The sequence below is a fragment of the Cellulosimicrobium cellulans genome (assembly GCF_016921195.1).
GTDB lineage: Bacteria > Actinomycetota > Actinomycetes > Actinomycetales > Cellulomonadaceae > Cellulosimicrobium > Cellulosimicrobium cellulans_F.
The window spans coordinates 226,347-249,779 of the sequence record NZ_JAFGYF010000003.1 but is presented as its reverse complement, the minus strand read 5'-3'; the positions used below and the strand labels follow the sequence as shown (position 1 = coordinate 249,779).

Sequence of the window (23,433 nt, the reverse complement as noted above, 5' to 3'; positions counted from 1 at the left end):
CCTCGGGGGCGGCTGCGCACGCAGCCGCCCCCGAGCCGTTCCGGTTGCCGGGCAATGCGCGCGCGACAAGCCTGGAGCCCATGAACGCGCCGGAGCACGAGACGTCACCTGAGCCCGCCGACGCGGGCGCTCCCGCCCGCGGGGCCACGGCGGCCGACGACCTCGACAGCCCTCGCACCGGGCGACCGGAACCTCGGGTCTTCTACCCGGCGGCGGGCATCATCCTGCTCTTCGTGCTCGTGACCATCCTCTTCACCGACACGGTGACGGCGCTCATGAACACGCTCCAGCGGGACGTCATCGGCGTCTTCGGCTGGTACTACGTCATCGTCGTGGCGGGGTTCGTCGTCTTCTCCCTGTGGATGGGGCTGAGCCGCTTCGGTGACATCGTCCTGGGTCGCGACGAGGACGAGCCGTTGTTCCGGCTGCCCGTCTGGTTCGCGATGCTCTTCGCGACGGGCATGGGGATCGGGCTCGTCTACTGGGGCGTCGCGGAGCCGTTGTCGCACTACGTCGACCCCAAACCGGGCGTCGAGGGGAGCGACCCCGCGCTCGCGCAGGCCGCGATGGGGCAGAGCTACCTCCACTGGGGCGTCCACGCGTGGGCCATCTACGTCGTCGCGGGACTCGCCCTCGCGTACGCGATCCACCGCAAGGGCCGCCCGGTCTCGATCCGGTGGGCGCTCGAGCCGCTGTTCGGTGAGCGGGTCAAGGGGAGGCTCGGGGACGTCATCGACGTGGTCGCGATCATCGGCACGGTGTTCGGGGTGGCGACGTCGCTGGGGTTCGGCGTCCTCCAGATCGCGGCGGGCCTCGGGTACCTCGACGTGGTGCAGCCGAGCACGGCGCTCGAGATCGGGCTCATCGCCGCGATCACGGCGCTCGCGACGATCTCCGTCGTGTCCGGGTTGGGCAAGGGGATCAAGTGGCTCTCGAACGGCAACATGGTCTTGGCCGGGGTCGTGCTGGTGCTGGTGCTCGCTCTCGGACCGACCCTCTTCCTCCTCCGGGAGTGGGTCCAGTCCCTCGGCTACTACGTCCAGAACATCGTGCGGCTGTCCTTCGACACGACCGCGTTCCAGGGGCAGGCCGGGCTCGAGTGGCAGTCGTCGTGGACGATCTTCTACTGGGGCTGGTGGATCTCCTGGGCGCCCTTCGTGGGTGTCTTCATCGCGCGGATCTCCCGCGGACGCACGGTGCGGGAGTTCGTCCTCGGGACGCTGCTCGTCCCGACGATCGTCACGACCCTGTGGTTCTCGGTCTTCGGGGGGTCGGCCCTCTACCGCGAGCTCCGGGAGCCGGGGAGCATGCTCGTCGACGGCGAGGTCGACACGGACACCACGCTCTTCCAGCTCTTCGACGGCCTCCCGCTGGGGGGCGTGCTCTCGGTCGTCGGCATCCTGCTGATCGTCGTGTTCTTCGTGACGTCGTCGGACTCGGGCTCGCTCGTCGTGGACATGCTCGCGAGCGGCGGCAACCCGAACCCGCCGACGTGGAGCCGCATCTTCTGGGCCGGGGTCTCCGGGCTGCTCGCCATCGCGCTCCTCCTCGCGGGCGGGCTGCAGGCGCTCCAGACGGCGGCGATCCTCATCGCGTTGCCGTTCTCGGTCGTCATGATCGGGATGGCGGTGTCCACCGTCAGGGCTCTGCGCGTCGAGCACGCGGCGATCGTGCGCGCGGAACGACGCGCGGCGCGTGCTGCGTTGACGGAGCACGTCACCACACGCGTCTCGGAGAGCATCTCGGAGCAGTGGGAGGAGCTCTACCCCGACCGGCCGGACCGGTGGCGCGCGCTGTCCCGGCGCGCGCGCAAGAGCTCGCCGCAGTGACACGGCGCCGGGGGGAGTGACGCGGGTCATGGTGGCGGGAACCGCGACCCGGTAGGATAGCCGTGCCCGGGTGACGGCCCGTGCTCCGTGATGCCGCGGCGGGCTGCTCCCGCGCCGCGCGCGCAGAGGTGGCCGGCCGTCGTCGCCCCTCGAACCCCACGAAATGAGAACCGTAGATGTCTGTGCGCTCCGACCTGCGCAACGTGGCGATCGTCGCCCACGTCGACCACGGCAAGACCACGCTCGTCGACGCGATGCTGCGCCAGTCCGGCGCCTTCTCCGCGCACCAGCACGTGGACGACCGCGTCATGGACTCCGGTGACCTCGAGCGCGAGAAGGGCATCACGATCCTCGCGAAGAACACCGCGGTCCGCTACGCCGGCCCGGCCGCCGCCGCGGTGGGGGAGCCCGACGGCATCACGATCAACGTGATCGACACCCCCGGGCACGCCGACTTCGGTGGCGAGGTCGAGCGCGGCCTCTCCATGGTCGACGGCGTCGTCCTTCTCGTCGACGCGAGCGAGGGCCCGCTGCCGCAGACCCGGTTCGTGCTGCGCAAGGCGCTCGCCGCGAAGCTCCCGGTCATCATCGTCGTCAACAAGGTCGACCGCCCGGACTCGCGGATCACCGAGGTCGTCGCCGAGGCGACCGACCTGCTGCTGGGCCTCGCGTCGGACCTCGCGGACGAGGTGCCCGACCTCGACCTCGACGCGATCCTCGACGTCCCCGTCGTCTACGCGTCCGCGAAGGCCGGCCGGGCGTCGCTGGACCAGCCGCTGGACGGCCAGCTCCCGTCGAACGAGGACCTCGAGCCGCTCTTCACGACGATCCTCGAGAAGATCCCCGCGCCGACGTACGACGAGGGCGCGCCGCTGCAGGCGCACGTGACGAACCTGGACGCGTCGCCGTTCCTCGGTCGCCTCGCCCTGCTGCGCATCTTCAACGGCGAGCTCCGCAAGGGCCAGGTCGTCGCGTGGGCGCGCCACGACGGCACGATCCAGAACGTGAAGATCACCGAGCTGCTGGAGACGAAGGCGCTCGACCGCGTCCCCACGGACAAGGCCGGCCCGGGCGACATCGTCGCGGTCGCGGGGATCGCGGACATCACGATCGGCGAGACGCTCACCGACCCCGAGGACCCGCGCCCGCTCCCGCTCATCACGGTCGACGACCCGGCGATCTCCATGACCATCGGGATCAACACGTCGCCGCTCGCGGGCAAGGGCGGCAAGGGCCACAAGGTCACGGCCCGCCAGGTCAAGGACCGCCTCGACTCGGAGCTCGTCGGCAACGTGTCGCTGCGCGTCCTGCCGACCGAGCGCCCCGACGCGTGGGAGGTCCAGGGCCGCGGCGAGCTCGCGCTCGCGATCCTCGTCGAGCAGATGCGCCGCGAGGGCTTCGAGCTCACGGTCGGCAAGCCCCAGGTCGTGACCCGCACGATCGACGGCAAGACGCACGAGCCGATGGAGCGCATGACCATCGACGTCCCCGAGGAGTACCTCGGCAACGTCACGCAGCTCCTCGCGCAGCGCAAGGGCCGCATGGAGACCATGTCCAACCACGGCACCGGCTGGATCCGCATGGAGTTCATGGTCCCGGCGCGCGGGCTCATCGGCTTCCGCACGCGCTTCCTCACGGAGACGCGCGGCACGGGCATCGCGGCCTCGATCTCCGAGGGCTACGAGCCGTGGGCCGGGCACATCGAGACCCGCACGACGGGCTCGCTCGTGGCGGACCGTGCCGGCAAGGTGACGCCGTTCGCGATGATCAACCTCCAGGAGCGCGGCTCGTTCTTCGTCGACCCCACGCAGGAGGTCTACGAGGGCATGATCGTGGGCGAGAACTCGCGCAACGAGGACATGGACGTGAACATCACCAAGGAGAAGAAGCTCACGAACATGCGGTCCTCGACGGCCGACAACTTCGAGAACCTCATCCCGCCGCGCCACCTCACGCTCGAGGAGTCGCTCGAGTTCGCGCGCGAGGACGAGTGCGTCGAGGTGACGCCCGAGGTCGTCCGCATCCGCAAGGTCATCCTCGACCAGACCGAGCGCGCCCGCGCGGTCTCGCGCGCGAAGCGCGCCTGACGGCGCCCCGGGGTGACCTTCCCGCCGAGCCAGCAGGCCGCCGTCGTGCCCGACGGCGGCCTGCTGGCCGTGCACGCCCACCCCGACGACGAGACGCTCGCCACGGGCGCGCTCCTCGCGACGTGGGCACGGTCCGGGCAGCGCGTCACCGTCGTGACGTGCACGCGCGGCGAGCGGGGCGAGGTGATCGACACGCCCGCGCACCCGACCGGCGTCGGGCACCTCGAGGGCGACGGCCCCGCCCTCGCCGCGCACCGGGAGGGCGAGCTCGCGCGCGCGCTCGCCGCCCTCGGCGTCGCGGACCACGTCTTCCTCGACGCGGTCGCGCTCCCCGTGACGGGTGCGGTTCCCGACGGCGGTGCGTCACCCCGGTTCGAGGACTCCGGGATGGCCTGGGTCGCGCCGGGCGTCGCGAGCGCCGCGGAGGACCTCCCGCCGCGGGCCTTCGTCGCTGTCCCGCTCGACGAGGCCGCCGCGCGGCTGGCCGCCGTCGTGCGCGACCGCCGTCCCGCGGTCGTCGCGACGTACGAGCCCGGGGGCGGGTACGGGCACCCCGACCACGTGCGCGCGCACGAGGTGACCGTCCGGGCGCTGGAGCTGATCGACGCCGCGGGCGAGCCGGTGCCCGCGCTCTGGCTGGCCGTCGCCCCCGAGAGCACGCTGCGTGCCGCGCGGCGTGCCCTCGCCGCGCACCCCGCCGTCCGCGCGCTCCTCGCGGCCGACGCCGACCTCGTCCTGCCCGACCCGGACGAGGACCTGCCGCCGGTCGCCCGCCCCGACGCCTCGCTGCCCCCGCTCGTGACGGTGCCGGTGGCACCCGTCCTCGACGAGCTCCTGGCGGCCCTGCGGGCGCACGCGACACAGGTCCAGCGCGCGACCGCCGCCGTCGCCGCCCCAGGGTCGGGCGCGGGGGAGGCCCCCGGGGGCGTGCTCGGCTGGTACGCGCTCAGCAACGACGTGCTGGCCCCCGTGCCTTCACACGAGTTCTACGCTCCCTCCGGCGGCGCTCTCCCGGGCGACCAGGTCCGGCCCGGGCCCACGCGTTAGCCTGGGGCCCGTGGAGACCGGTATGGGGCGGCTCGTCGGCCGTGGGGTGGCGTGCGCGCTCGTGGGCGTGGTCGTCGGGCTCGTCGGCACCGTCGCGCACCGGGCGCACCTGCTCGCCGTCGACCTCCCGGGTGGCGTCGGGCTGGGCATCGTGCTCGCGCTGCTGACCGTCCTCGCGGCGGGCACCCTCGCGCGCGCCTGGGGCGGCATGGCCGGCCTGCTCGGCTACGGCATCGGATGGGTCGTCGTGGTCCAGCTGCTCTCGCTCGAGGGCCCCGGCGGCGACGTCCTCGTGCCGAGCGAGCCCGTCGGGTACGTCTGGATCTACGGGGGTCTGCTCGTCGTCGCGGCGGTCGCGTTCCTGCCGCGCTCGTGGTTCAGCGACCGACCCGTCCGCCCGGCGCTCCACGGGCGTCCCACCAGGCACGACGGACCCGAGGACACCCTCGCGTCCCGCTAGAATTCGCGGTGCGGATCCCCGCACACCCCTCGTCGTCGCGCGGACAGCCGCGCGCCTTTCGTCACGGAGACAGTGGATGGGTCAGCCGACCGACCGAGACGCCGATCTCGACTCCCCTCAGGACGCCGTCCCCGGGGCCGGGACCACCGGTCCCCGCCCCGAGCCCGCCCCCGCCGACGAGAGCGCCGAGGCGGCGGCCGACGCGTCCGAGGAGGTCCTCGCGGACGACGGCGACGTCTCCGACGAGGCCGGTGTCCCGGCCGACCCCGCGCCTGCGGTGGACGACGCGGCCGCCCCGCAGGCCGGCAGCGGGGCGGTCGCCGCTGCGGACGTCCCCTCCACGGGCGAGGTGCCCCAGCCGGTCGAGCCCGCGACGCCGGTCGAGAGCGCGGACCGCGTCGAGACCGCGGACCGCGTCGAGACCGCGGTACCGCAGGAGCGGGACGACGCACCCATAGAGCCGGGGTCGACGGCGGTCACCGAGGGTGCCGGCTCTGCCCCGGGCGCGCAGGCGCCCGACGCGCCTGCGGACGACGCGGACGACACGCCCGACGACGCGGCGCGGCCCGGCGAGCCCGCGGCTGCTCCGGCCGGGGCGGGCGCCGGGACCGAGGACGGCTCCGCGCACGACGCAGGGCCCGTCGAGGCGCCCTCGGCCTCGAGCGCGGAGGACGACGGCGAGGACGAGCCGTACGTGCCGCGCGTCTTCGCGTTCGACCCCAGCGTCCCGGCAGTGCTCGTCCCGCCGCCAGGCACCGAGGCGCAGGCCGCGACGCTTTCGGAGAGGCCGGACGCCGAGGCGGCGACCGAGCCCCCGGTCGAGCAGACCGCCGGGGTGCCCGCGGTGGAGGAGCCCGAGGCCGAGCAGACCGCCGTCGTGCCCGTGGTGCCGCCGCAGGCACCCGCGCCGTCCGCCGCCGGTCCTGACCCCGCGCCCCCTGACCCGACCCCCGCGCCGGCCGCGGACGCCACCCAGGTCATCCCGCCCGTCGACCCGTGGTCCCGGCCCGCCCCGGTCGTCCGGACCTCCGTCCGGCCGGACGCCTCGGCCACGGCTCCCACGGCGGACCCGACGGCGACCCCGGCCGAGACGCCCGTGGCCGCTCCGGCGGCAGCGGGCCTGGGGAGCGCCTTCGGCCCGGTCCCGCCCGACGAGACCCGGCAGACGTCGCCCTTCGACGGCTTCGAGGAGGACGCCCCCCGGCGCGGCTGGGTGCGCGGTCTGATGTGGACCGGCATCGGCGTCCTCGTCCTCGGCGGCCTCTACACCGGCGCGCAGTGGTTCTTCTCGGACAAGGTGCCGAGCGGGACGAGCGTCGCCGGCGTGGACGTCGGGGGACTCACCCGGACGGCGGCGCAGGACGCGCTCGAGTCGGAGCTCGGGCCTCGAGCCGCGGAGCCGGTCACGCTCACCGCGGGAGAGGCGAGCACGACGCTCGACCCGGCGGCCGCGGGCCTCACGTTCGACGCCGCGGCCACCGCCGAGGAGCTCACGGCCTTCTCGATGAACCCGGCCCGCCTGTGGCAGCACCTCTTCGGCGGGCAGGACGAGGCCCCCGTCGTCCTCGTCGACGACGCGGCTCTCGATGCCCAGGTCGAGGCGCTGCGCGGGAGCCTCGAGATCGAGCCCGTGGACGGTGCGGTGCAGTTCGTCGACGGCGCTCCCACGAGCACCCCCGCCGCGGACGGGTCGGCGCTCGTCACCGACGAGGTGCCGGCGGTCATCACCGAGAGCTGGCTCGTCTCCGACGGCCCGGTCGCGCTGCCCACCGAGCCGGTGGAGCCCGCCATCACGCAGGAGGAGACGGACGCGGCTCTCGCCGTCGCGCAGAAGGTCGTGTCCGCGCCGGTCGTCGTGTCGGTCGGGGGCCAGAACCCCGAGCTCCCGCCGGAGGCGCTCGCGGCCGCCGCGTCGTTCGCGGCGACCGACGGCGTGCTGACCCTCACCTTCGACGGTGCGACGCTCGTGGACTCGGTGGTCGACCGGACGAACGACCTGCTCACCGCCGCGGACGACGCGCACTTCGTCTTCCGGGACGGGGCGCCGGTGATCGAGGGCGGGGAGCCGGGCACGACGATCGACCCGGCGGCCATCGCGGCCGCCGTCACGACGGCGGCGTCGGGCGACGAGCGGACGGCGACGGTCGAGCTCGTCGAGTCCGACCCCGAGCAGTCGGTCGCCGCGCTCGAGGCGCTCGGGATCAAGGAGAAGGTCTCGGAGTTCTCCACGCCCGTGCCGAACGTGCCGGTCCGCACCGCGAACCTGCGCCGCGGCGCGGAGAAGGTGACGGGGACCCTCGTCAAGCCGGGCGAGACGTTCTCGCTCGTGGACACGTTGTCGCCCATCACGCTCGAGGGCGGCTACTTCGCGGCGGGCATCGTCGAGAGCGGACGGCACACCGAGGGCGTCGGCGGCGGTCTGTCGCAGATGGCGACGACCGCGTACAACGCCGGGTTCTTCGCCGGCCTCGAGGACGTCGAGCACCGACCGCACAGCTACTGGTTCGAGCGGTATCCCGCGGGGCGCGAGGCGACGATCTTCGTCGGCTCGATCGACATGAAGTTCAAGAACGACACCCCGTACGGCGTCCTCCTGCAGTCCTGGGTCGGCGGCGGCGAGCTGCACGTCGCCATCTGGAGCACCAAGTACTACGACGTGGAGACGTCGTCGAGCGGCAAGTCCAACGTGGTCCAGCCGACGACGGTCACGCACTCGGGCGCCGACTGCGCGCCCACTCCCGCGGGCAGCCCGGGCTTCTCCATCACGAACTACCGCAAGGTCTACCACGAGGGAGAGCTCGTCAAGGACGAGTCCTACCGGTGGACGTACAAGCCGGACAACGCGGTCGTCTGCGAGTAGACGACCCGGTCCACCACACACACGGAGGTCCCATGCTCGGACGGAGCGAACGGGAGTCGGGCGCGCAGGCGCTGCTCGCGGCCACGGCGGCCGGCTGGGTCGAGGGCGACCCCGCCGAGGCGGACGCGCTGCTCGACCTCGGGTCGACGACCGCCACGCTGTCGACCGTCGCGAGCATCGACGGCCTGTCCGCCGTCGTGCACCTGGGCCACCCGGCGCAGCCGTCGCACGAGCTGGAGCGGGCGTTGCTCGCCGCGCCGCCGTCGCTCGTGCTCACGAGTGCCTCGGCCGTGCCGGCCCAGTGGGTGTGGGTGGGGCGCTCGTCGGCGGCGCGGGAGCTCACAGGGCACGTCGTGGTGGACGAGGCGGGCATGCGCGACCGCCGTCACGTCCTGCGCACGATGGGCGTGAGCCCCTCGCTCGTCCCGACGCGCACGAGCCTGGAGGAGCGTGTGGCCCTCGCGGGACCGGACGGGAGCCTCGTCGTCGAGCGCGCCGTCGCCGCGGGGACGCTCGCCGCGCTCGGGTATGCCGAGCTCGTCGGCAGCGAGCTCCTCGGCGAGGGCGCCCCGGTCTGGTACGGGCTCCTGGAGAGCCGGGACGCGGCGCCGCGGGCCGAGGGCGTCGCGCAGGTGTGGCTCGCGTTCGGGCCGCGCGACGACCACCGCGGGTCGCTCCAGGAGACGCTCGCGCTCGTCGCGCAGGCCGGCATCGACCTCCAGCACCTGCGCAGCCACCGCTCGCAGGCCGGCCCGCACATCTTCTTCTGCGCGTTCTCCTGCCCGGACGCGGCGACGCTCGACGCTCTCGTGGCGGGCTTCGCGGACCGGGGAGTCGCGCACCGCGTCCTCGCGGTCCTGCCGGGCCAGGAGTTCGTCCCCGGCCCCGACGCGCTCGAGCCGCGCTGGGCGACGGCCCCCGACCCCGCGCGCGCGTGAGCGTCGTCGGCTACCTCGGCCCCGAGGGGTCGTTCACGCACCAGGCGGCCGCCGCGTGGTCGGCCGACCACGACCACCGTGGCGGGCCGGGGGCCCTGTCCGCGCGGACGACCGTCGCGGACGTCTTCGCCGGGGTCGCCGCAGGGGAGCTCGCACGCGGCGTCGTCGCGATCGAGAACACCGTCGAGGGCTACGTGGTGCCGTCGCTCGACGCGATCGTGGGGAGCGCGACGGTCGTCGCGGTCGACGAGGTCGTGCTCGACATCTCGTTCGACGCGTTCGTGCGGCCCGACCACGGCGCGCTGACCGAGGTCACCGCCCACCCGCACGGCCTCGCGCAGTGCCAGGAGTTCGTCCGCCGGACGGGCCTCGCCCCGCTCGCCGCGTCGTCGAACGCGGCGGCGTGCCGGGACGCGGGACCCCACCAGGTCGCGCTCGGCCCGACGATCTGCGGCGCGCTCTACGGCCTCGAGACGTTCGAGCGCGCCGTCGAGGACTTCGCCGGCGCCCGGACCCGCTTCCTCGTCCTCGCGCCGCGGGCGGAGGCAGCGGCGGCCCTCGAGGCGGCGCGCGCCCGGGGCGACGGCCCGTGGCGCACGATGCTCGCGGTGACCCCGGTGGTCACCGGGCCGGGTGTGCTCGCCCGCATCACGCGGTCCTTCGGCGAGCGCGGCGTCAACCTGTCGAGCCTCATCACGCGCCCGCTCAAGGCGGTGGCCGGCACGTACGTGTTCGTCCTGACCGTCGACGGCGCCCCGTGGGACGCCCCCGTCCGCGCGGTGCTCGACGACCTGGTCCGCGCGGGCGACTCGCTCAAGACGCTCGGGGTCGTGCCCGCGCGGGGCGAGCTGGACGAGTCGGTGCACGCCGACGTCGACGTCGCGCACGTCCCGGTGGGCAGCGTCGACTCCTCCGCCGACCCGGCCGCGCTCGCGGCGGGGCTGCTGTGGTGACGCCCGACGCCGCACCGGCGGCGGGTGCGCAGCTGCGGGTCGGGGTCGTCGGGCTCGGGCTGGTCGGCGGCTCCGTCGCGCGGCTCCTGCACGAGCAGGGCGTCGACGTGACCGCGCACGACGCGACCGCCTCCACGCGCGCCGCCGCCCGCGCCGCAGGCCTGCGGGTCGTCGACGACGTGGCCGACGTATGCGCGGCCGAGCCCGACGTGCTCGTGCTCGCGGTGCCGCTCCGGGCCATGCGGACGGTCGCGACCGAGGTCGCGCGGCACGTGCGCGGCGCGACCGTCGTCACGGACGTCGGCAGCGTGAAGGGCGCGGTGCGCGACGCCGTCCGGGCGGCGGGGCTCGACGCGCGCTACGTCGGGGCGCACCCCATGGCGGGCACCGAGCACTCCGGCTTCGAGGCGTCCGACCCGCGGATGCTCGACGGCGCCCGGTGGGCGGTCACGGTCGACGCGACGACGCGACGCGAGGCGTTCGTCGCGGTGCTGCGGCTCGTGACCGGACCGCTCGGGGGCACGGTGCACGTCCTCACCGACGACGTGCACGACGAGTCGACGGCGCTCGTCAGCCACGTCCCGCACGTCCTCGCCACCGAGCTCCTCGGCGTGGTCGCGGACGCCCCGGTGCGCGACGTCGCGCGCGGGCTGGCGGCGGGCAGCTTCCGGGACGCGACGCGGGTCGGGCGCACGGACCCCCGACGCACGGAGGCGATGGTCACCGACAACGCGGCCTGGGTCGCGTCGGCCCTGCGCGTCGTGGTGCGCGACCTCGAGCAGCTCGTCGCGGCGCTCGAGTCGAACGCGCCCGTGGGAGAGTTCTTCGACCGGCCCGACCCGGTGCGCGGCCCGGCCGACGCGCCGGGGGCCGGGGAGCGGTCGCGGGTCGTCCTCGACGACGCGGGGGGCTGGCGCGCGGAGGTCACCGCGGCGGGAGCCCGTGGGGCCGTCGTCGTCGCCGTGGAGGACGGCGCGGTCGTCGTCGCCTGACCGGCCTCGGGGCTCCGGGTCAGGCGGGCCGACGCGGTGGACGCGGCGGGACGGGCTTGCCGGCCACGATCGCGTCGAGCGGGACGACGACCAGGGGCGGGACGGCGTCGTGCACGCCGTGACCGCGGTGCGGCGGGGCGCTCCCGCCCGCGTCCTCGCGCAGCACGAGCTCGGCCGCGGTCGTCCGGACGACGACCCCGATGACGTCCGTGAGGGGCTTGCCCGCGGCGGCCGCCTCGTCGGCGGTGAGGCGACGGCGGACGACCACGCGGGTGCCCGGGGCCCATGCGGTCCAGGGCGCGTCGGGCACGGCACGGCTCCTCGGGTCTGTGACGTTCGTCCACGGGCTGGTCAGGGAGGGTCGGGCACCGCCCGACCTGAGCGATACTAGTCGTGCGTCTCCCTGTCGTGACCTCGCCCCTCGCCGGGCCGGGGTCCGGACGAATCCAGAAAGGTACTCGGTCGTGACTTACGTGATCGCTCAGCCGTGCGTGGACGTCAAGGACAAGGCGTGCATCGAGGAGTGTCCTGTCGACTGCATCTACGAGGGCAAGCGGTCGCTCTACATCCACCCCGACGAGTGCGTCGACTGCGGTGCGTGCGAGCCGGTCTGCCCGGTCGAGGCCATCTACTACGAGGACGACGTCCCGACGGAGTGGAGCGACTACTACCGCGCCAACGTCGAGTTCTTCGACGACCTCGGCTCGCCCGGCGGCGCCGCGAAGATGGGTCTCATCGAGAAGGACGACCCGATGATCGCCGCCCTGCCGCCGCAGGCCTGAGCCCCGGCACCGCCGCACGTGGGACTCGCCGACCTCTCCGGTCTCGCCTATCCCTGGGACACCCTGACCCCGTACGCGGAGCGCGCCCGCGCGCACCCGCGGGGCGTCGTCGACCTCTCGATCGGAACGCCCGTCGACCCGACGCCTGCCGTCGTGCGCGACGCGCTCGCGGCGGCGTCGGACGCCCACGGCTACCCGACGACGCACGGGACGACGGCGCTGCGCGAGGCCGTCGCCGACTGGTTCGCCCGCCGGCGCGGCGTCCCCGGCCTCGACCCCGACGCGGTGCTGCCGACCGTCGGCAGCAAGGAGCTCGTCGGGCTCCTGCCGTCGCTCCTGCGCCTCGGGCCGGGCGACGCCGTCGTGCACCCCCGCACGGCCTACCCCACGTACGACGTGGGCGCGCGTCTGGCCGGCGCGACGCCGCTCGCGACCGACGACGTCGACGAGTGGGCGGGGCGCGGGGACGTGCGTCTCGTCTGGGTCAACTCCCCGAGCAACCCGACCGGCCGGGTGCTCGACGCCGCCCAGCTCGCGCGCGTCGTCGCCGCGGCGCGCGAGATCGGCGCGGTCGTCGCGAGCGACGAGTGCTACGCCGAGCTGGCCTGGGCCGAGCCGTACGCGTCGCGAGGCGTCCCGAGCCTGCTCGACCCGGCCGTCTCCGGGGGCTCGCACGACGGGCTCCTCGTCACCTACTCGCTCTCGAAGCAGTCGAGCATGGCCGGCTACCGGGCCGCGTTCGTCGCGGGTGACGCCGCGCTGGTCGCCGACCTGCTCGCGACCCGCAAGCACCTCGGCATGATCGTGCCCGCGCCCGTGCAGGCGGCGATGGTCGCCGCTCTGTCCGACGACGCGCACGTCGTCGCGCAGCGCGACGTGTACGCACGCCGGCGCGAGGTGCTCGTCGCGGCGCTCGGCGACGCGGGGCTGCGGATCGACCACTCCGAGGCGGGGCTCTACCTGTGGTCGCGACCCGCAGGGGACGACGGCGGCGACTGCTGGCGGACCGTGTCCGACCTCGCCGACCTCGGCATACTGGTAGGGCCCGGGGCGTTCTACGGGCCAGAGGGGTCCGGGCACGTGCGCGTCGCGCTCACCGCGACCGATGAGAGGGTCCACGAGGCCGCGGCTCGACTCTCCGGAGCCTGATCGCTGACGTGACCTGCCTCACAGAGAGGTGGTGTTCTCGTGACGGTTCAGGATTGGTCACGTGCGGGTGAAGCGGGGTACGGTCGACCGCGCGGCAACGGCGCGAGCAGCAGCAGGAAGGGAACCATGACCACCACTCAGCAGGCGAAGGTCCGCCTCCTCGTCGACGACCAGGCGCAGGACCTGCCCGTGGTCGCGGCGACCGAGGGCAACGACGGCATCGTCGTGTCCTCCTTGCTCAAGTCGACCGGCCTCGTGACCGTCGACCCGGGCTTCATGAACACGGCGTCGTGCGAGTCGAGCATCACCTACATCGACGGTGAGGCCGGCATCCTGCGGTACCGCGGGTACCCCATCGAGCAGCTCGCCGAGCAGTCGAGCTTCCTCGAGGTCGCGTACCTCCTCATCCACGGCGAGCTGCCCGACGCCGCGACGCTCGAGGCCTTCGTCGAGCGCGTCAACCGCCACACCCTGGTGCACGAGGACTTCCGCACCTTCATGGGGACGTTCCCGCGGGGTGCCCACCCGATGGCCGTGCTCTCGTCCGCGATCAACGCGCTGTCGACGTTCTACCCCGAGTCGCTCGACCCGTTCGACGACGAGACCGTCGAGCTCGCGACGGTGCTGCTCCTCGCGAAGTCCCGCACCATCACGTCGTACCTGCACCGTCGCCGCGTGGGCGAGCCGCTGCTCTACCCCGACTACTCGCGCGGCTACGTCGACGACTTCCTGCGCATGACGTTCGCGACGCCGTACCAGCAGTACGAGGCCGACCCGGTCGTCGTCGACGCGCTCGACAAGCTGCTCATCCTGCACGCCGACCACGAGCAGAACTGCTCGACGTCGACCGTCCGCGTCGTCGGCTCGTCGCACGCGAACCTCTACGCCTCCGTCGCCGCCGGCGTCAACGCGCTCTCCGGCCCGCTGCACGGCGGCGCCAACGAGTCCGTGCTGACGATGCTCGACAAGATCGCGGGCGCCGAGTACGACGTCGACACCTTCATGAAGAAGGTGAAGAACAAGGAGGACGGCGTCCGCCTCATGGGCTTCGGCCACCGGGTCTACAAGAACTACGACCCGCGCGCGGCGATCGTCAAGAAGTCCGCGGACGCCGTGCTGTCGACCCTCGGCAAGAAGGACCAGCTCCTCGACATCGCCATGGGCCTCGAGGAGATCGCGCTCAACGACGACTACTTCATCGAGCGCAAGCTCTACCCGAACGTCGACTTCTACACCGGCCTCATCTACAAGGCGATGGGCTTCTCGCCCGCGATGTTCACGCCGCTCTTCGCGCTCGGCCGCATGCCCGGCTGGATCGCGCAGTGGCGCGAGATGATGAAGGACCCGCAGACCAAGATCGGCCGCCCGCGCCAGGTCTACGTCGGCGAGACCGAGCGCGACTACGTCCCGGTCTCCGACCGTTGACCCTGGCTCCTACGGACGCCGCGTCGCTCACCCCACGGTGAGCGGCGCGGCGTCCGTCGTCTCTCGTTTGCCGCCGGTCACGCCTCGTCGGGGACGGCGACGTGGACGCGGAGGAGGCCCGGGTCGAGCGGCGCGAGCTCGTCGGGGTCGAGCGGGGTCCAGGTCGAGTCGTCGCGGGACCAGCGGCGGTCGCCGACCTCGACGGCGACGACGTTCGTGGCGTTGGCGGTGGCGACGGCCCACTGGGCGACGGCCCACGCGGCGCGGTCGGGACCGCCGTCCTCGCCAGCGGCGGGCAGGCCCGAGGCGTCGACCTGCACGGTGCTCCCGTCGCCGCCGTCGAACGGGGACACCCGGACGCCGTCGCCCAGGTCGCGCACGAGGCGGTCCTGGAAGGGCCGCGTCGGGTCGCCGTCGCCGGGGACCTCGGCCGCCGCCACGGGGGCGAGGTCGCACGTGAGCGAGGCGGGGGACCAGCCGGTGAGCGCGGACGCCCAGGCGCGCGACCGGGGCTCGTGCTGCGCGTACGCGTCGGGGAAGGCCGACCGCTGGACGGTCTGCGCGGCGACGGTGACCTCCATGCCCTCGTAGCCCTCGACGGTCTCGAGCACGTCGTAGAAGGCGTTGGTCGAGTAGACGGGGTCCATGATCTGCTCGACGCTGCCCCAGCCCTGGGAGGGCCGCTGCTGGAACAGCCCGACGGAGTCGCGGTCGCCGTAGTCGATGTTGACGAGCCGGGACTCCTGGAGCGCGGTGGCGAGCCCGATCGTCGCGGCGCGTGCCGGGAGCCCGCGGCGCACGGCCGTCCCCGCGACGAGCGCGGCGTTGTCCGCCTGGGTGACGGACAGGTACCAGGTGCGGCCGTCGGCGGTCGCGGCGCACCGCTCGGCGACGGGCGTCTCGTCGTCGAGCCGGTTGAGCGCGAGGACGACGCCGCCCACCCCGACCACGGCCACCGTGAGGAGGGTGACGACGGTGCGGAGGGGGCGGCGCCGGGAGCGCGCACGACCGACGTCCGGCAGGTCCCGGGGGGCTCGAGTCGTGGTCATGCGGGACGCCGTCGTGCTCGCCGGTGGTGGGTCAGTTGGCGTGCAGCGCGGCGTTGAGCTCGACGCCGGCGCCGGTACGGGACACGGCCTCGACGCCGCCCGTGAGCGAGTTGCGTCGGAACAGGATGCCGGAGCGGCCGGAGAGCTCGCGCGCCTTGACGACGAGGGGCTCGCCCGCGGAGTCGGTCTGCCCGACGACGGTCACCTTGGTCCCGGCGGTGACGTACAGGCCGGACTCGACGACGCAGTCGTCGCCCAGGGGGATGCCGAGACCCGCGTTCGCGCCGAGGAGCGAGCGCTGCCCGACCGAGATGACCTCGCGGCCACCCCCGGAGAGGGTGCCCATGATCGACGCGCCGCCACCGACGTCGGAGCCGTCGCCGACGACGACGCCCGCGGAGATGCGGCCCTCGACCATCGACGTGCCGAGCGTCCCGGCGTTGAAGTTGACGAAGCCCTCGTGCATGACGGTCGTGCCGGGAGCGAGGTGGGCCCCGAGCCGCACCCGGTCGGCGTCGGCGACGCGGACGCCCGAGGGGACGACGTAGTCGACCATGCGCGGGAACTTGTCCACGCCGTACACGGTCACGGTCTGCCCGGTCGCGCGCAGGCGCAGGCGCGTCTCCTCGAAGCCGTCGACCGCGCACGCGCCGTGGTTCGTCCAGACCACGTTCGTCAGCACGCCGAAGAGCCCGTCGAGGTTCTGCCCGTGCGGGGCGACGAGGCGGTGGGAGAGCAGGTGGAGGCGCAGGTACGCGTCGGCGGTGTCGGCAGGGGCGGCGTCGAGGTCGATCTCGGTCCGGACCACGACGACGTCCACGCCGCGCAGCTCGTCGCGCTCGGCGAGCGCGACGAGCGAGGCGGGGACGGTCGCGTCCGCCGGGGCGCTGCCGAGCGCCGGCGAGGGGTACCAGACGTCGAGGGTCGTGCCGTCGTCGGTGACGGTCGCCAGGCCGTAGCCCCACGCCGTACGCGGCTCGGACGCGGCCGCCGAGGGGGCGGTCGCGGGGGTCGCAGAAGTCATGCGTCCCACCCTATCGGCCGCGGGTAGGGTGCTGGCGTGACCTCTCCCACGACCTCCGTGACCCCGCCGCACGACCCGCCCGCGCTGGACCTCACCGGCGACCTCGTGGCCCTCTTCCGCGCGGTGTGCGACACGCCGTCGGTGAGCGGCGACGAGCGGACGCTCGCGGACGCGGTCGAGACGGCGCTGCGGGCGTGCCGGCACCTGGAGGTCGTGCGCGACGGCGACACGGTCGTCGCGCGCACGACGCTCGGCCGGGAGCGGCGCGTGGTGATCGCCGGCCACCTGGACACCGTGCCCCTCACGGACCCGCCGAACCTCCCCACGCGCGTCGTCGGCGAGGGCGCCCACGCCGAGGTGTGGGGCCGAGGGACCGTCGACATGAAGGGCGGTGTCGCGGTCGCGCTCGCGCTCGCCGCGGAGCTCGAGGCGCCCGCACAGGACGTCACGTGGGTCTTCTACGACAACGAGGAGGTCGCGTCGGACCTCAACGGCCTCGGGCGCCTCGCGCGCAACCGGCCCGACCTGCTCGCGGCCGACTTCGCGGTCCTCGGGGAGCCGACCTCCGCCGGTCTCGAGGGCGGGTGCAACGGCACGCTGCGGGTCGAGGTGCGCGTCCCCGGGGTCGCCGCGCACTCCGCGCGCTCCTGGACGGGAGCCAACGCGATCCACGCGGCGCACGAGGTGCTCGACCGGCTGGCGGCGTACGTCCCGCAGCAGGTGGAGGTCGACGGGCTGGTCTACCGGGAGGGCATGAACGCCGTGGGGATCCGCGGGGGGATCGCGGGCAACGTCGTCCCGGACGAGTGCGTGGTGACGGTGAACTTCCGGTTCGCGCCGTCGCGCACGGTCGCCGAGGCCGAGCAGCACGTGCGCGAGCTGTTCGCCGGCTTCGAGGTCGTGCTCACCGACGCCGCGCCGGGCGCGCGCCCCGGTCTCGACGACCCGCTCGCGGCGGACTTCGCCGCTGCGGTGCTGGGCGTGACGGGGGGCGCGCCGGCACCGAAGTACGGCTGGACCGACGTCGCGCGCTTCGCCGAGCTCGGCGTCCCGGCGGTGAACTTCGGCCCCGGCGACCCGCTCCTGGCGCACAAGGACGACGAGCGCTGCTCCGTCGGCGAGCTCGCGCTGTGCCGCGACGCGCTCCGTGCGTGGCTGACGGCCGCCCCTGCGGCATAGGCTCGTGACCATGAGCGACACGGTGCGTGACCAGGGTTCCGACGACGGCCTGCCGCAGGCCGGGACGGGGTACCGCAAGGGGCCGGTGCTGCTGCGCGGGGACCAGATCCCGCGCCAGACGACGGACCAGCGTCTTCTCGACACGGGAGGCAGCGCGGACTGGGTCCACTCGGACCCGTGGCGCGTGATGCGCATCCAGAGCGAGTTCGTCGAGGGCTTCGGCGCGCTGGCGGAGGTCGGCCCGGCGGTCTCGGTGTTCGGCTCGGCCCGCACCAAGCCGGACCACCCGGACTACGCGCTCGCGGAGGAGGTCGGGCGTCGCCTGGTCGAGGAGGGCTTCGCGGTCATCACGGGTGGCGGCCCCGGCATCATGGAGGCCGCGAACAAGGGCGCCTCGGAGGCCGGCGGACTCTCGGTCGGGCTCGGGATCGAGCTGCCGTTCGAGCAGGGCATGAACCGGTACGTCAACCTCGGGGTGAACTTCCGCTACTTCTTCGCCCGCAAGACGATGTTCGTCAAGTACGCGCAGGGCTTCGTCGTCCTGCCGGGCGGGTTCGGGACGTTCGACGAGCTGTTCGAGGCGCTCACGCTCGTGCAGACCCACAAGATCACCGAGTTCCCGGTCGCGCTCGTCGGGACCGACTACTGGAGCGGGCTGCTCGAGTGGGCCCGGACCGCGGTCGCCGGGCGCGGCATGATCAGCCCGCACGACCTCGACCTCGTCCACCTCTGCGACGACCCGGCCGAGGCCGTCGAGTACGTGTGCGACCGCGGCGCCGAGCTGCGCGCCGAGGAGCTCGAGGCCACCGAGGAGCTCGCCCGGGCGCAGGCCGGCGACGCGAGCTGAGGGCCCCGGCGCGATGACCTCACCCGGCCCCGACGCGCCCGCGGAGCCGCCGGGCGAGCACCCCGACGACGCAGCGGAACCGCTGCCTCCCCTCGGGGTCCCACCTCGTGGCACGTCGCTCGTGCTGCGCGGGCGGGTCCTCGAACGGCCGGCGGTGATGGCGATCGTCAACCGCACCGACGACTCGTTCTACGCGGGCGCACGTCAGCTCGACGACCGGGAGGCGCTCGCCGCGGTCGAGCGGGCGGTCGTCCAGGGCGCCGAGATCCTCGACGTGGGGGGAGTGCGGGCGGGCGTCGGTCCCGTGGTGACGCCCGACGAGGAGGTCCGTCGGGTCGTGCCGTTCGTCGCACGGGTGCGTGCCGAGTTCCCCGACCTGCTCCTGAGCGTCGACACGTGGCGGGCCGAGGTGGCGCACGAGGCTGCGCTCGCTGGCGCCGACCTCATCAACGACACGTGGGCGGGCCACGACCCCCGACTCGTCGAGGTCGCGGGCGAGCACGGCGTCGGGGTCGTGTGCTCGCACACGGGGGGCGCGACGCCCCGCACCGACCCGTTCCGCGTCACCTATCCCGCGCGGCCCGGCGCCACGGACCCGCGCGACGGTGTCGTCCAGGACGTCGTGGCGACCCTCCGCGCGGCGGCGGAGCGGGCGGTCGCGTGCGGGGTCCCCCGGGCGTCGGTCCTCGTCGACCCCACGCACGACTTCGGCAAGAACACCTGGCACTCCCTGCACCTCCTGCGTCGGACCGAGGTCCTGGCGGGGCTCGGGTTCCCGCTCCTCATGGCGCTGTCGCGCAAGGACTTCGTGGGCGAGACGCTCGACCTGCCGGCCGACGAGCGGCTGGAGGGCACCCTCGCGGCGACGGCCGTCGCCGCGTGGCTCGGCGCACGTGTCTTCCGCGCGCACGACGTCGCAGCGACCCGGCGCGTCCTGGACCTCGTCGCCGCGGTGCGCGACGAGGTTCCTCCGGCGGGTGCCCTGCGGGGTCTCGCGTGACCACGCGGCGCGTCTCGGCCGGCCCGGGGGAGCGTCCACGGCTGCTGCGTCCCGCCTCCTGGCCCTGGTGGGCGCAGGTCCTCGCGGTGTACGGCCTCGCGCGCGCGGTGAGCGCCGTGATCCTCCTCGTCGTCGCGAGGTCCCAGGAGGCGAACCCCTGGACGGACGCCGCCCCGTCGTACCTGCCGTACGTCGCGCGCATGTGGGACGCGAGCTGGTACGAGCAGATCTACGCGTCCGGCTACCCCGACACGCTCCCCGTGGGTCCCGACGGCGCCGTCGAGCAGAACGTCTGGGCGTTCTTCCCGCTCTTCCCGGCGCTCGTCCGCGCGCTCGACGCCGTCACCGGACTGGGGTGGGACGTGCTCGCGCCCACGGTCGCGCTCGCGTGCGGCGCCGGCGCCGTCCTCGTGATCCACCGGCTGGTCGCCACGGCCGGCGCAGCGGCCGTCGAGCGCAGGCCGGGCCTGCCGCTGGCGACCGTCCTGCTCGTGAGCGTCTTCCCGTCCAGCCCCGTCCTCCAGGTCGCGTACACGGAGTCCCTCGCGCTCCTCCTCGTGGCGTCCGCGCTCCTGCTGCTGTCGCGGCGCCGTTACGGGTGGGCGGCGCTCGTGGTCGTCCTCCTCGGCTTCTCCCGCGCCGTCGCGCTGCCGATGGCCGCGGTCGTGCTCTGGCACGGGATCGTGCGTCGGCGGCGCGGCGAGCTGCGCGCGGCCGACGCCGCGCGGCTGGGCGGCCTCCTCGCCGTGTCCCTGGTCAGCGGCTTCGTGTGGCCGTGGGCGTGCAGCGTCGTCACGGGGGTGCACCAGGGGTACTTCCGCACGCAGGGGGCGTGGCGCGGGGGCGCGGAGGTCGTGCCGTTCGTCCCGTGGGTCGACGTGTCTCGCTGGCTGATGGGTGATGCCGGTCCGTGGGTCCTCGCGCTCGTGCTGCTCGCGACGGCCGCGCTCGTGCTGAACCCCGTCGCGACGCGGCTCGGCCCGGAGATGCACGCGTGGTCCGGCGCGTACCTCGCCTACCTGGTCGCGGCGATCCAGCCGGGGACGTCGCTCGTGCGGTTCCTGCTGCTCGCCTTCCCGCTCGCGGCGGTGACCGTCGGGTGGACGCGGTCCCGCCTGTGGCTGGCCGCCGTGACGGTCGCCGGCGTCGCCGGTCAGGTGTGGTGGGTGTGGTCGCTGTGGCGGCTCGTCCCGCCGTCCGGCTGGCCGCCGTGACCGGGACGCCCGGGATGTCGGCACGCGTGAACTAGACTGTCCTCGGGCGTCGTCCGAGGTCGGACGCCCCTCCTCGCGCGCGCGGGGTGGACTCGGGACAACGGAAATGGAGTGCCATCGATGGCTGCGATGAAGCCGCGGACGGGTGACGGGCCGCTGGAGGTCACCAAGGAGGGGCGAGGCATCGTCATGCGGGTCCCGCTCGAGGGTGGCGGACGTCTGGTGGTCGAGCTCAACGCGACCGAGGCCAGCGAGCTGGGTGAGGCGCTCCAGGCCGTGGTGGGCTGATTGCCCGCACGTGAGCGCCGGGTCTCCGGTCTCCCCGGGCTGCCGCGCACGCTGCCCGAGGTGGTCGGCGCCCGGGGCGCTCTGAGCGACGCGGTACTCCTCGACGGCGCGCAGGTCGACGCGGTCGTCGTGGCCGTCGCGCCTCCGCGCGAGGCCGAGGACGGGTTGCAGCCGCGTGCCGGCACCGTCGACGCGACGGTGCGGTACGGCGTCGACCTCGCGGAGCTCGCCGAGCGTGCGGGCGGGCGGAGCTTCCGCGGCGCGTCCGGCGAGGTGGTGCGCGTCGACCTGCCGCGCGCGCACGCCGGCTCCGGGGTGCGGCTCCCGTGGACGGGCCTGCCCCCGAGGATCCTCCTGCTCGGGGTCGGCGCCGGGACGGCGTCCGATCTCCGGCGCGCCGGTGCGGCCCTCGCCCGTGCGTCGCGCGGCCTGGAGCGGGTCGTCAGCGCCGCCACCGCCGACGCGGGACCCGACGCGGTCCGCGCGTTCGTCGAGGGCTACCTGCTCGCCGCGTACGACCAACCCCGGCAGAGCGGGTCCTCACCGTCCGCGGCCGAGGCTGCCGCGGAGCAGCTCGTCCTGCTCGCGCCCGAGGACCGGCCCGACGACACGGCGCCGATCGAGGCCGCGCACCGCGCCGCGGCGGCGACCTGGCTGGTCCGCGACCTCGCCAACATCCCGTCCGACGTGAAGGACCCGGCGTGGTTCGCCGACCGCGCGGTCGAGCTGGCCGACGCGCTCGGGCTCGACACGACGGTCCGCGGCCCCGCCCAGCTCGGTGCCGAGGGCTTCGGCGCGCTCCTGGCCGTGGGTGCGGGCTCGGCCCGGCCGCCGCGCCTCGTGACGGTCACCTACGACCCCACGGACCACGGCGTCCTCCCGCGGGGCGTCGACGTCCGGCACGTCGTCGTCGTCGGCAAGGGCATCACGTACGACACCGGCGGACTGTCCATCAAGCCCCGCGAGGCGATGGTGCCGATGAAGACCGACATGGCGGGCGCCGCCGTCGCGCTCGCGGTGGTGCTCGGCGCCGCCCGCGCCCGCTCGGACCGCCGGGTCACCGCGGTGCTCCCGCTGGCCGAGAACCACGTCGGCGCCGCCTCCTACCGCCCCGGCGACGTGCTGCGTACCTGGTCGGGCCGCACGGTCGAGGTGGCGAACACCGACGCGGAGGGCCGCCTCGTCCTCGCCGACGGGATCGCGTACGCGGTGGCCGAGCTCGCACCCGACGTGCTCGTCGACGTCGCGACGCTCACCGGGGCGGCGAGCCTCGGGCTGGGTCGAGGGCACGGTGCGCTGTTCGCGACGGACGACGCCGTCGCCGACGCGCTGGAGAGCGCCGCGCTGACCACCGGCGAACGGGTGTGGCGCATGCCCCTCGTCGAGGACTACACGGACGCGCTGCGGTCCGACGTCGCCGACCTGCGCCACGTCCCGGTCGAGAGCCCGGGGGGCGGGTCGATCACGGCCGCGCTGTTCCTGCGCGAGTTCGTCGGTGACGTGCCGTGGGCGCACCTGGACGTCGCCGGCCCGGCGCGCGCGACGGCGGACCGGCACGAGGTGGTCGCCGGGGCGACGGGATTCGGCGCGCGGCTCCTGCTCGAGGCGCTCGACCGGCTCTGACGCGGGCGGCGTCCTGTCAGCGCCGGACGGCGAGCAGCAGGCCGTCGCCGCTCGGGAGCAGCGCCGGCAGGACGCGGTCGTCGGAGCGGAGCGAGCGACCGACCTCGCGGACGATCGTCGTCACCTCGTCGCGCCGCGCGGGGTCGGCGACCCGGTCGTGCGACAGCGCGCCGTCGACCGCGAGCACGCCGCCCGGGCGCAGCAGGCGCAGACCCTGCTCGACGTACTCGGGGTAGCTGTGCTTGTCCGCCCCCACGAGGACGAGGTCGTAGGCGCCGTCGGTGAGCCGGGGGAGGACCTCGCTCGCGCGACCCGGGATGGTGCGGGTCCGTGCCGAGGGCACGCCCTCCTCCGCGAAGGCCTCCTTGGCCGCTCGCTGGTGCTCGACCTCGACGTCGATCGTCGTCAGCACGCCGTCGGCGGGCATCCCTCGCAGGAGCCAGAGCGACGCCACGCCGGTGCCGGTGCCGATCTCGACGACCGCGCGGGCGGCGAGCGAGGCCGCGAGGACCTGGAGCACCGCCCCCACGCCGGGGAGCACCGCCGGGCACCCGAGCTCCGCGGCGCGGTCGCGCGCACGCAGGAGGACCTCGTCCTCCGGGACGAACTCCTCGCTGTACACCCAGCTCGCGGCCTTGGCGCTGCGGTGGGTGCCGACGTCGCTGGTGATCGGTGCCTCCTGGTGGT

General features: G+C 74.5%; 21 protein-coding genes. 17 read left to right on the top strand and 4 right to left on the bottom strand.

Features of this window, described 5'->3' with window-relative positions:
• Positions 1 to 80 precede the first annotated feature (80 nt).
• The 8 genes from JN535_RS09225 to JN535_RS09190 all read left to right on the top strand — a co-directional run bounded on the left by JN535_RS09225 (position 81) and on the right by JN535_RS09190 (position 11,166).
• Positions 81 to 1,829: a BCCT family transporter gene (locus JN535_RS09225; protein ID WP_205205217.1), complete on the top strand. Its 1,749-nt coding sequence runs from the start codon at positions 81 to 83 to the stop codon at positions 1,827 to 1,829.
• 176 nt (positions 1,830 to 2,005) lie between these two features.
• Positions 2,006 to 3,916, top strand: a complete 1,911-nt coding sequence (gene typA / locus JN535_RS09220; protein WP_205205216.1) for a translational GTPase TypA — start codon at positions 2,006 to 2,008, stop codon at positions 3,914 to 3,916.
• Between the two features lie 12 nt (positions 3,917 to 3,928).
• Positions 3,929 to 4,963 (top strand): PIG-L family deacetylase, encoded by a 1,035-nt coding sequence (locus tag JN535_RS09215; RefSeq protein WP_307868478.1) that lies wholly within the window; start codon positions 3,929 to 3,931, stop codon positions 4,961 to 4,963.
• A 10-nt stretch (positions 4,964 to 4,973) separates the two neighbouring features.
• Positions 4,974 to 5,423 carry a hypothetical protein gene (locus JN535_RS09210; protein ID WP_205205215.1) on the top strand — a complete coding sequence of 150 codons (450 nt, stop codon included), beginning with the start codon at positions 4,974 to 4,976 and terminating at the stop codon, positions 5,421 to 5,423.
• 76 nt (positions 5,424 to 5,499) lie between these two features.
• A complete protein-coding gene (locus JN535_RS20715) occupies positions 5,500 to 8,283 on the top strand; it encodes a VanW family protein (RefSeq protein WP_240200854.1) in 2,784 nt (927 codons plus the stop codon).
• A 32-nt stretch (positions 8,284 to 8,315) separates the two neighbouring features.
• A complete protein-coding gene (locus tag JN535_RS09200; RefSeq protein ID WP_205205214.1) occupies positions 8,316 to 9,221 on the top strand; it encodes a hypothetical protein in 906 nt (301 codons plus the stop codon).
• Complete coding sequence (locus JN535_RS09195) at positions 9,218 to 10,174, top strand: prephenate dehydratase (protein WP_307868476.1); 957 nt, start codon at positions 9,218 to 9,220, stop codon at positions 10,172 to 10,174. Before JN535_RS09200 ends, JN535_RS09195 begins: the two co-directional genes overlap by 4 nt.
• Positions 10,171 to 11,166 carry a prephenate dehydrogenase gene (locus JN535_RS09190; RefSeq protein WP_307868475.1) on the top strand — a complete coding sequence of 332 codons (996 nt, stop codon included), beginning with the start codon at positions 10,171 to 10,173 and terminating at the stop codon, positions 11,164 to 11,166. Before JN535_RS09195 ends, JN535_RS09190 begins: the two co-directional genes overlap by 4 nt.
• Positions 11,167 to 11,185: 19 nt before the next feature.
• On the opposite strand, the gene JN535_RS09185 is transcribed toward JN535_RS09190, so the two are convergent.
• Entirely contained in the window at positions 11,186 to 11,476 is a 291-nt protein-coding gene (locus JN535_RS09185; protein WP_205205213.1) for a hypothetical protein, read from the bottom strand.
• A gap of 154 nt (positions 11,477 to 11,630) precedes the next feature.
• Between JN535_RS09185 and fdxA the strand changes: the two genes are divergently transcribed.
• The 3 genes from fdxA (at position 11,631) to JN535_RS09170 (ending at position 14,522) form a co-directional block, all read left to right on the top strand.
• The gene (gene fdxA / locus JN535_RS09180; RefSeq protein WP_024841122.1) at positions 11,631 to 11,948 is read left to right on the top strand and encodes a ferredoxin; all 318 of its coding nucleotides are present in this window, start codon (positions 11,631 to 11,633) and stop codon (positions 11,946 to 11,948) included.
• An 18-nt stretch (positions 11,949 to 11,966) separates the two neighbouring features.
• Complete coding sequence (dapC, locus tag JN535_RS09175; RefSeq protein ID WP_205205211.1) at positions 11,967 to 13,097, top strand: succinyldiaminopimelate transaminase; 1,131 nt, start codon at positions 11,967 to 11,969, stop codon at positions 13,095 to 13,097.
• Positions 13,098 to 13,223: 126 nt separating this feature from the next.
• Positions 13,224 to 14,522, top strand: a complete 1,299-nt coding sequence (locus JN535_RS09170; protein WP_205205209.1) for a citrate synthase — start codon at positions 13,224 to 13,226, stop codon at positions 14,520 to 14,522.
• A gap of 77 nt (positions 14,523 to 14,599) precedes the next feature.
• Here JN535_RS09170 and JN535_RS09165 read toward each other — a convergent pair whose 3' ends face one another.
• Positions 14,600 to 15,571, bottom strand: a complete 972-nt coding sequence (locus JN535_RS09165) for a hypothetical protein (protein ID WP_240200853.1) — start codon at positions 15,569 to 15,571, stop codon at positions 14,600 to 14,602.
• 31 nt (positions 15,572 to 15,602) lie between these two features.
• Positions 15,603 to 16,595 (bottom strand): 2,3,4,5-tetrahydropyridine-2,6-dicarboxylate N-succinyltransferase, encoded by a 993-nt coding sequence (gene dapD / locus JN535_RS09160; RefSeq protein WP_205205201.1) that lies wholly within the window; start codon positions 16,593 to 16,595, stop codon positions 15,603 to 15,605.
• Between the two features lie 36 nt (positions 16,596 to 16,631).
• Between dapD and dapE the strand changes: the two genes are divergently transcribed.
• The 6 genes from dapE to JN535_RS09130 all read left to right on the top strand — a co-directional run bounded on the left by dapE (position 16,632) and on the right by JN535_RS09130 (position 22,746).
• Positions 16,632 to 17,774 (top strand): succinyl-diaminopimelate desuccinylase, encoded by a 1,143-nt coding sequence (gene dapE / locus JN535_RS09155; RefSeq protein WP_307868471.1) that lies wholly within the window; start codon positions 16,632 to 16,634, stop codon positions 17,772 to 17,774.
• A 10-nt stretch (positions 17,775 to 17,784) separates the two neighbouring features.
• On the top strand, positions 17,785 to 18,621 hold the full coding sequence (locus JN535_RS09150; RefSeq protein WP_205205199.1) for an LOG family protein: 837 nt from the start codon (positions 17,785 to 17,787) through the stop codon (positions 18,619 to 18,621).
• Between the two features lie 13 nt (positions 18,622 to 18,634).
• Positions 18,635 to 19,621 carry a dihydropteroate synthase gene (gene folP, locus JN535_RS09145; RefSeq protein ID WP_205205197.1) on the top strand — a complete coding sequence of 329 codons (987 nt, stop codon included), beginning with the start codon at positions 18,635 to 18,637 and terminating at the stop codon, positions 19,619 to 19,621.
• On the top strand, positions 19,618 to 20,835 hold the full coding sequence (locus JN535_RS09140) for a hypothetical protein (RefSeq protein ID WP_205205195.1): 1,218 nt from the start codon (positions 19,618 to 19,620) through the stop codon (positions 20,833 to 20,835). Before folP ends, JN535_RS09140 begins: the two co-directional genes overlap by 4 nt.
• Positions 20,836 to 20,955: 120 nt before the next feature.
• Positions 20,956 to 21,123 carry a DUF3117 domain-containing protein gene (locus tag JN535_RS09135; RefSeq protein WP_064506638.1) on the top strand — a complete coding sequence of 56 codons (168 nt, stop codon included), beginning with the start codon at positions 20,956 to 20,958 and terminating at the stop codon, positions 21,121 to 21,123.
• Entirely contained in the window at positions 21,124 to 22,746 is a 1,623-nt protein-coding gene (locus JN535_RS09130) for a leucyl aminopeptidase family protein (RefSeq protein WP_205205193.1), read from the top strand. It begins immediately after the preceding gene.
• Between the two features lie 16 nt (positions 22,747 to 22,762).
• On the opposite strand, the gene JN535_RS09125 is transcribed toward JN535_RS09130, so the two are convergent.
• On the bottom strand, positions 22,763 to 23,368 hold the full coding sequence (locus JN535_RS09125; RefSeq protein ID WP_307868469.1) for an O-methyltransferase: 606 nt from the start codon (positions 23,366 to 23,368) through the stop codon (positions 22,763 to 22,765).
• Positions 23,369 to 23,433: the final 65 nt, after the last annotated feature.

Coding starts and splice junctions, on each gene's coding strand:
- JN535_RS09225 (WP_205205217.1), top strand. CDS start 81: ATGAACGCGCCGGAGCACGAGACGTCACCTGAGCCCGCCGACGCGGGC.
- typA (WP_205205216.1), top strand. CDS start 2,006: ATGTCTGTGCGCTCCGACCTGCGCAACGTGGCGATCGTCGCCCACGTC.
- JN535_RS20715 (WP_240200854.1), top strand. CDS start 5,500: ATGGGTCAGCCGACCGACCGAGACGCCGATCTCGACTCCCCTCAGGAC.
- JN535_RS09200 (WP_205205214.1), top strand. CDS start 8,316: ATGCTCGGACGGAGCGAACGGGAGTCGGGCGCGCAGGCGCTGCTCGCG.
- JN535_RS09170 (WP_205205209.1), top strand. CDS start 13,224: ATGACCACCACTCAGCAGGCGAAGGTCCGCCTCCTCGTCGACGACCAG.
- JN535_RS09165 (WP_240200853.1), bottom strand. CDS start 15,571: ATGACCACGACTCGAGCCCCCCGGGACCTGCCGGACGTCGGTCGTGCG.
- dapD (WP_205205201.1), bottom strand. CDS start 16,595: ATGACTTCTGCGACCCCCGCGACCGCCCCCTCGGCGGCCGCGTCCGAG.
- JN535_RS09150 (WP_205205199.1), top strand. CDS start 17,785: ATGAGCGACACGGTGCGTGACCAGGGTTCCGACGACGGCCTGCCGCAG.
- folP (WP_205205197.1), top strand. CDS start 18,635: ATGACCTCACCCGGCCCCGACGCGCCCGCGGAGCCGCCGGGCGAGCAC.
- JN535_RS09135 (WP_064506638.1), top strand. CDS start 20,956: ATGGCTGCGATGAAGCCGCGGACGGGTGACGGGCCGCTGGAGGTCACC.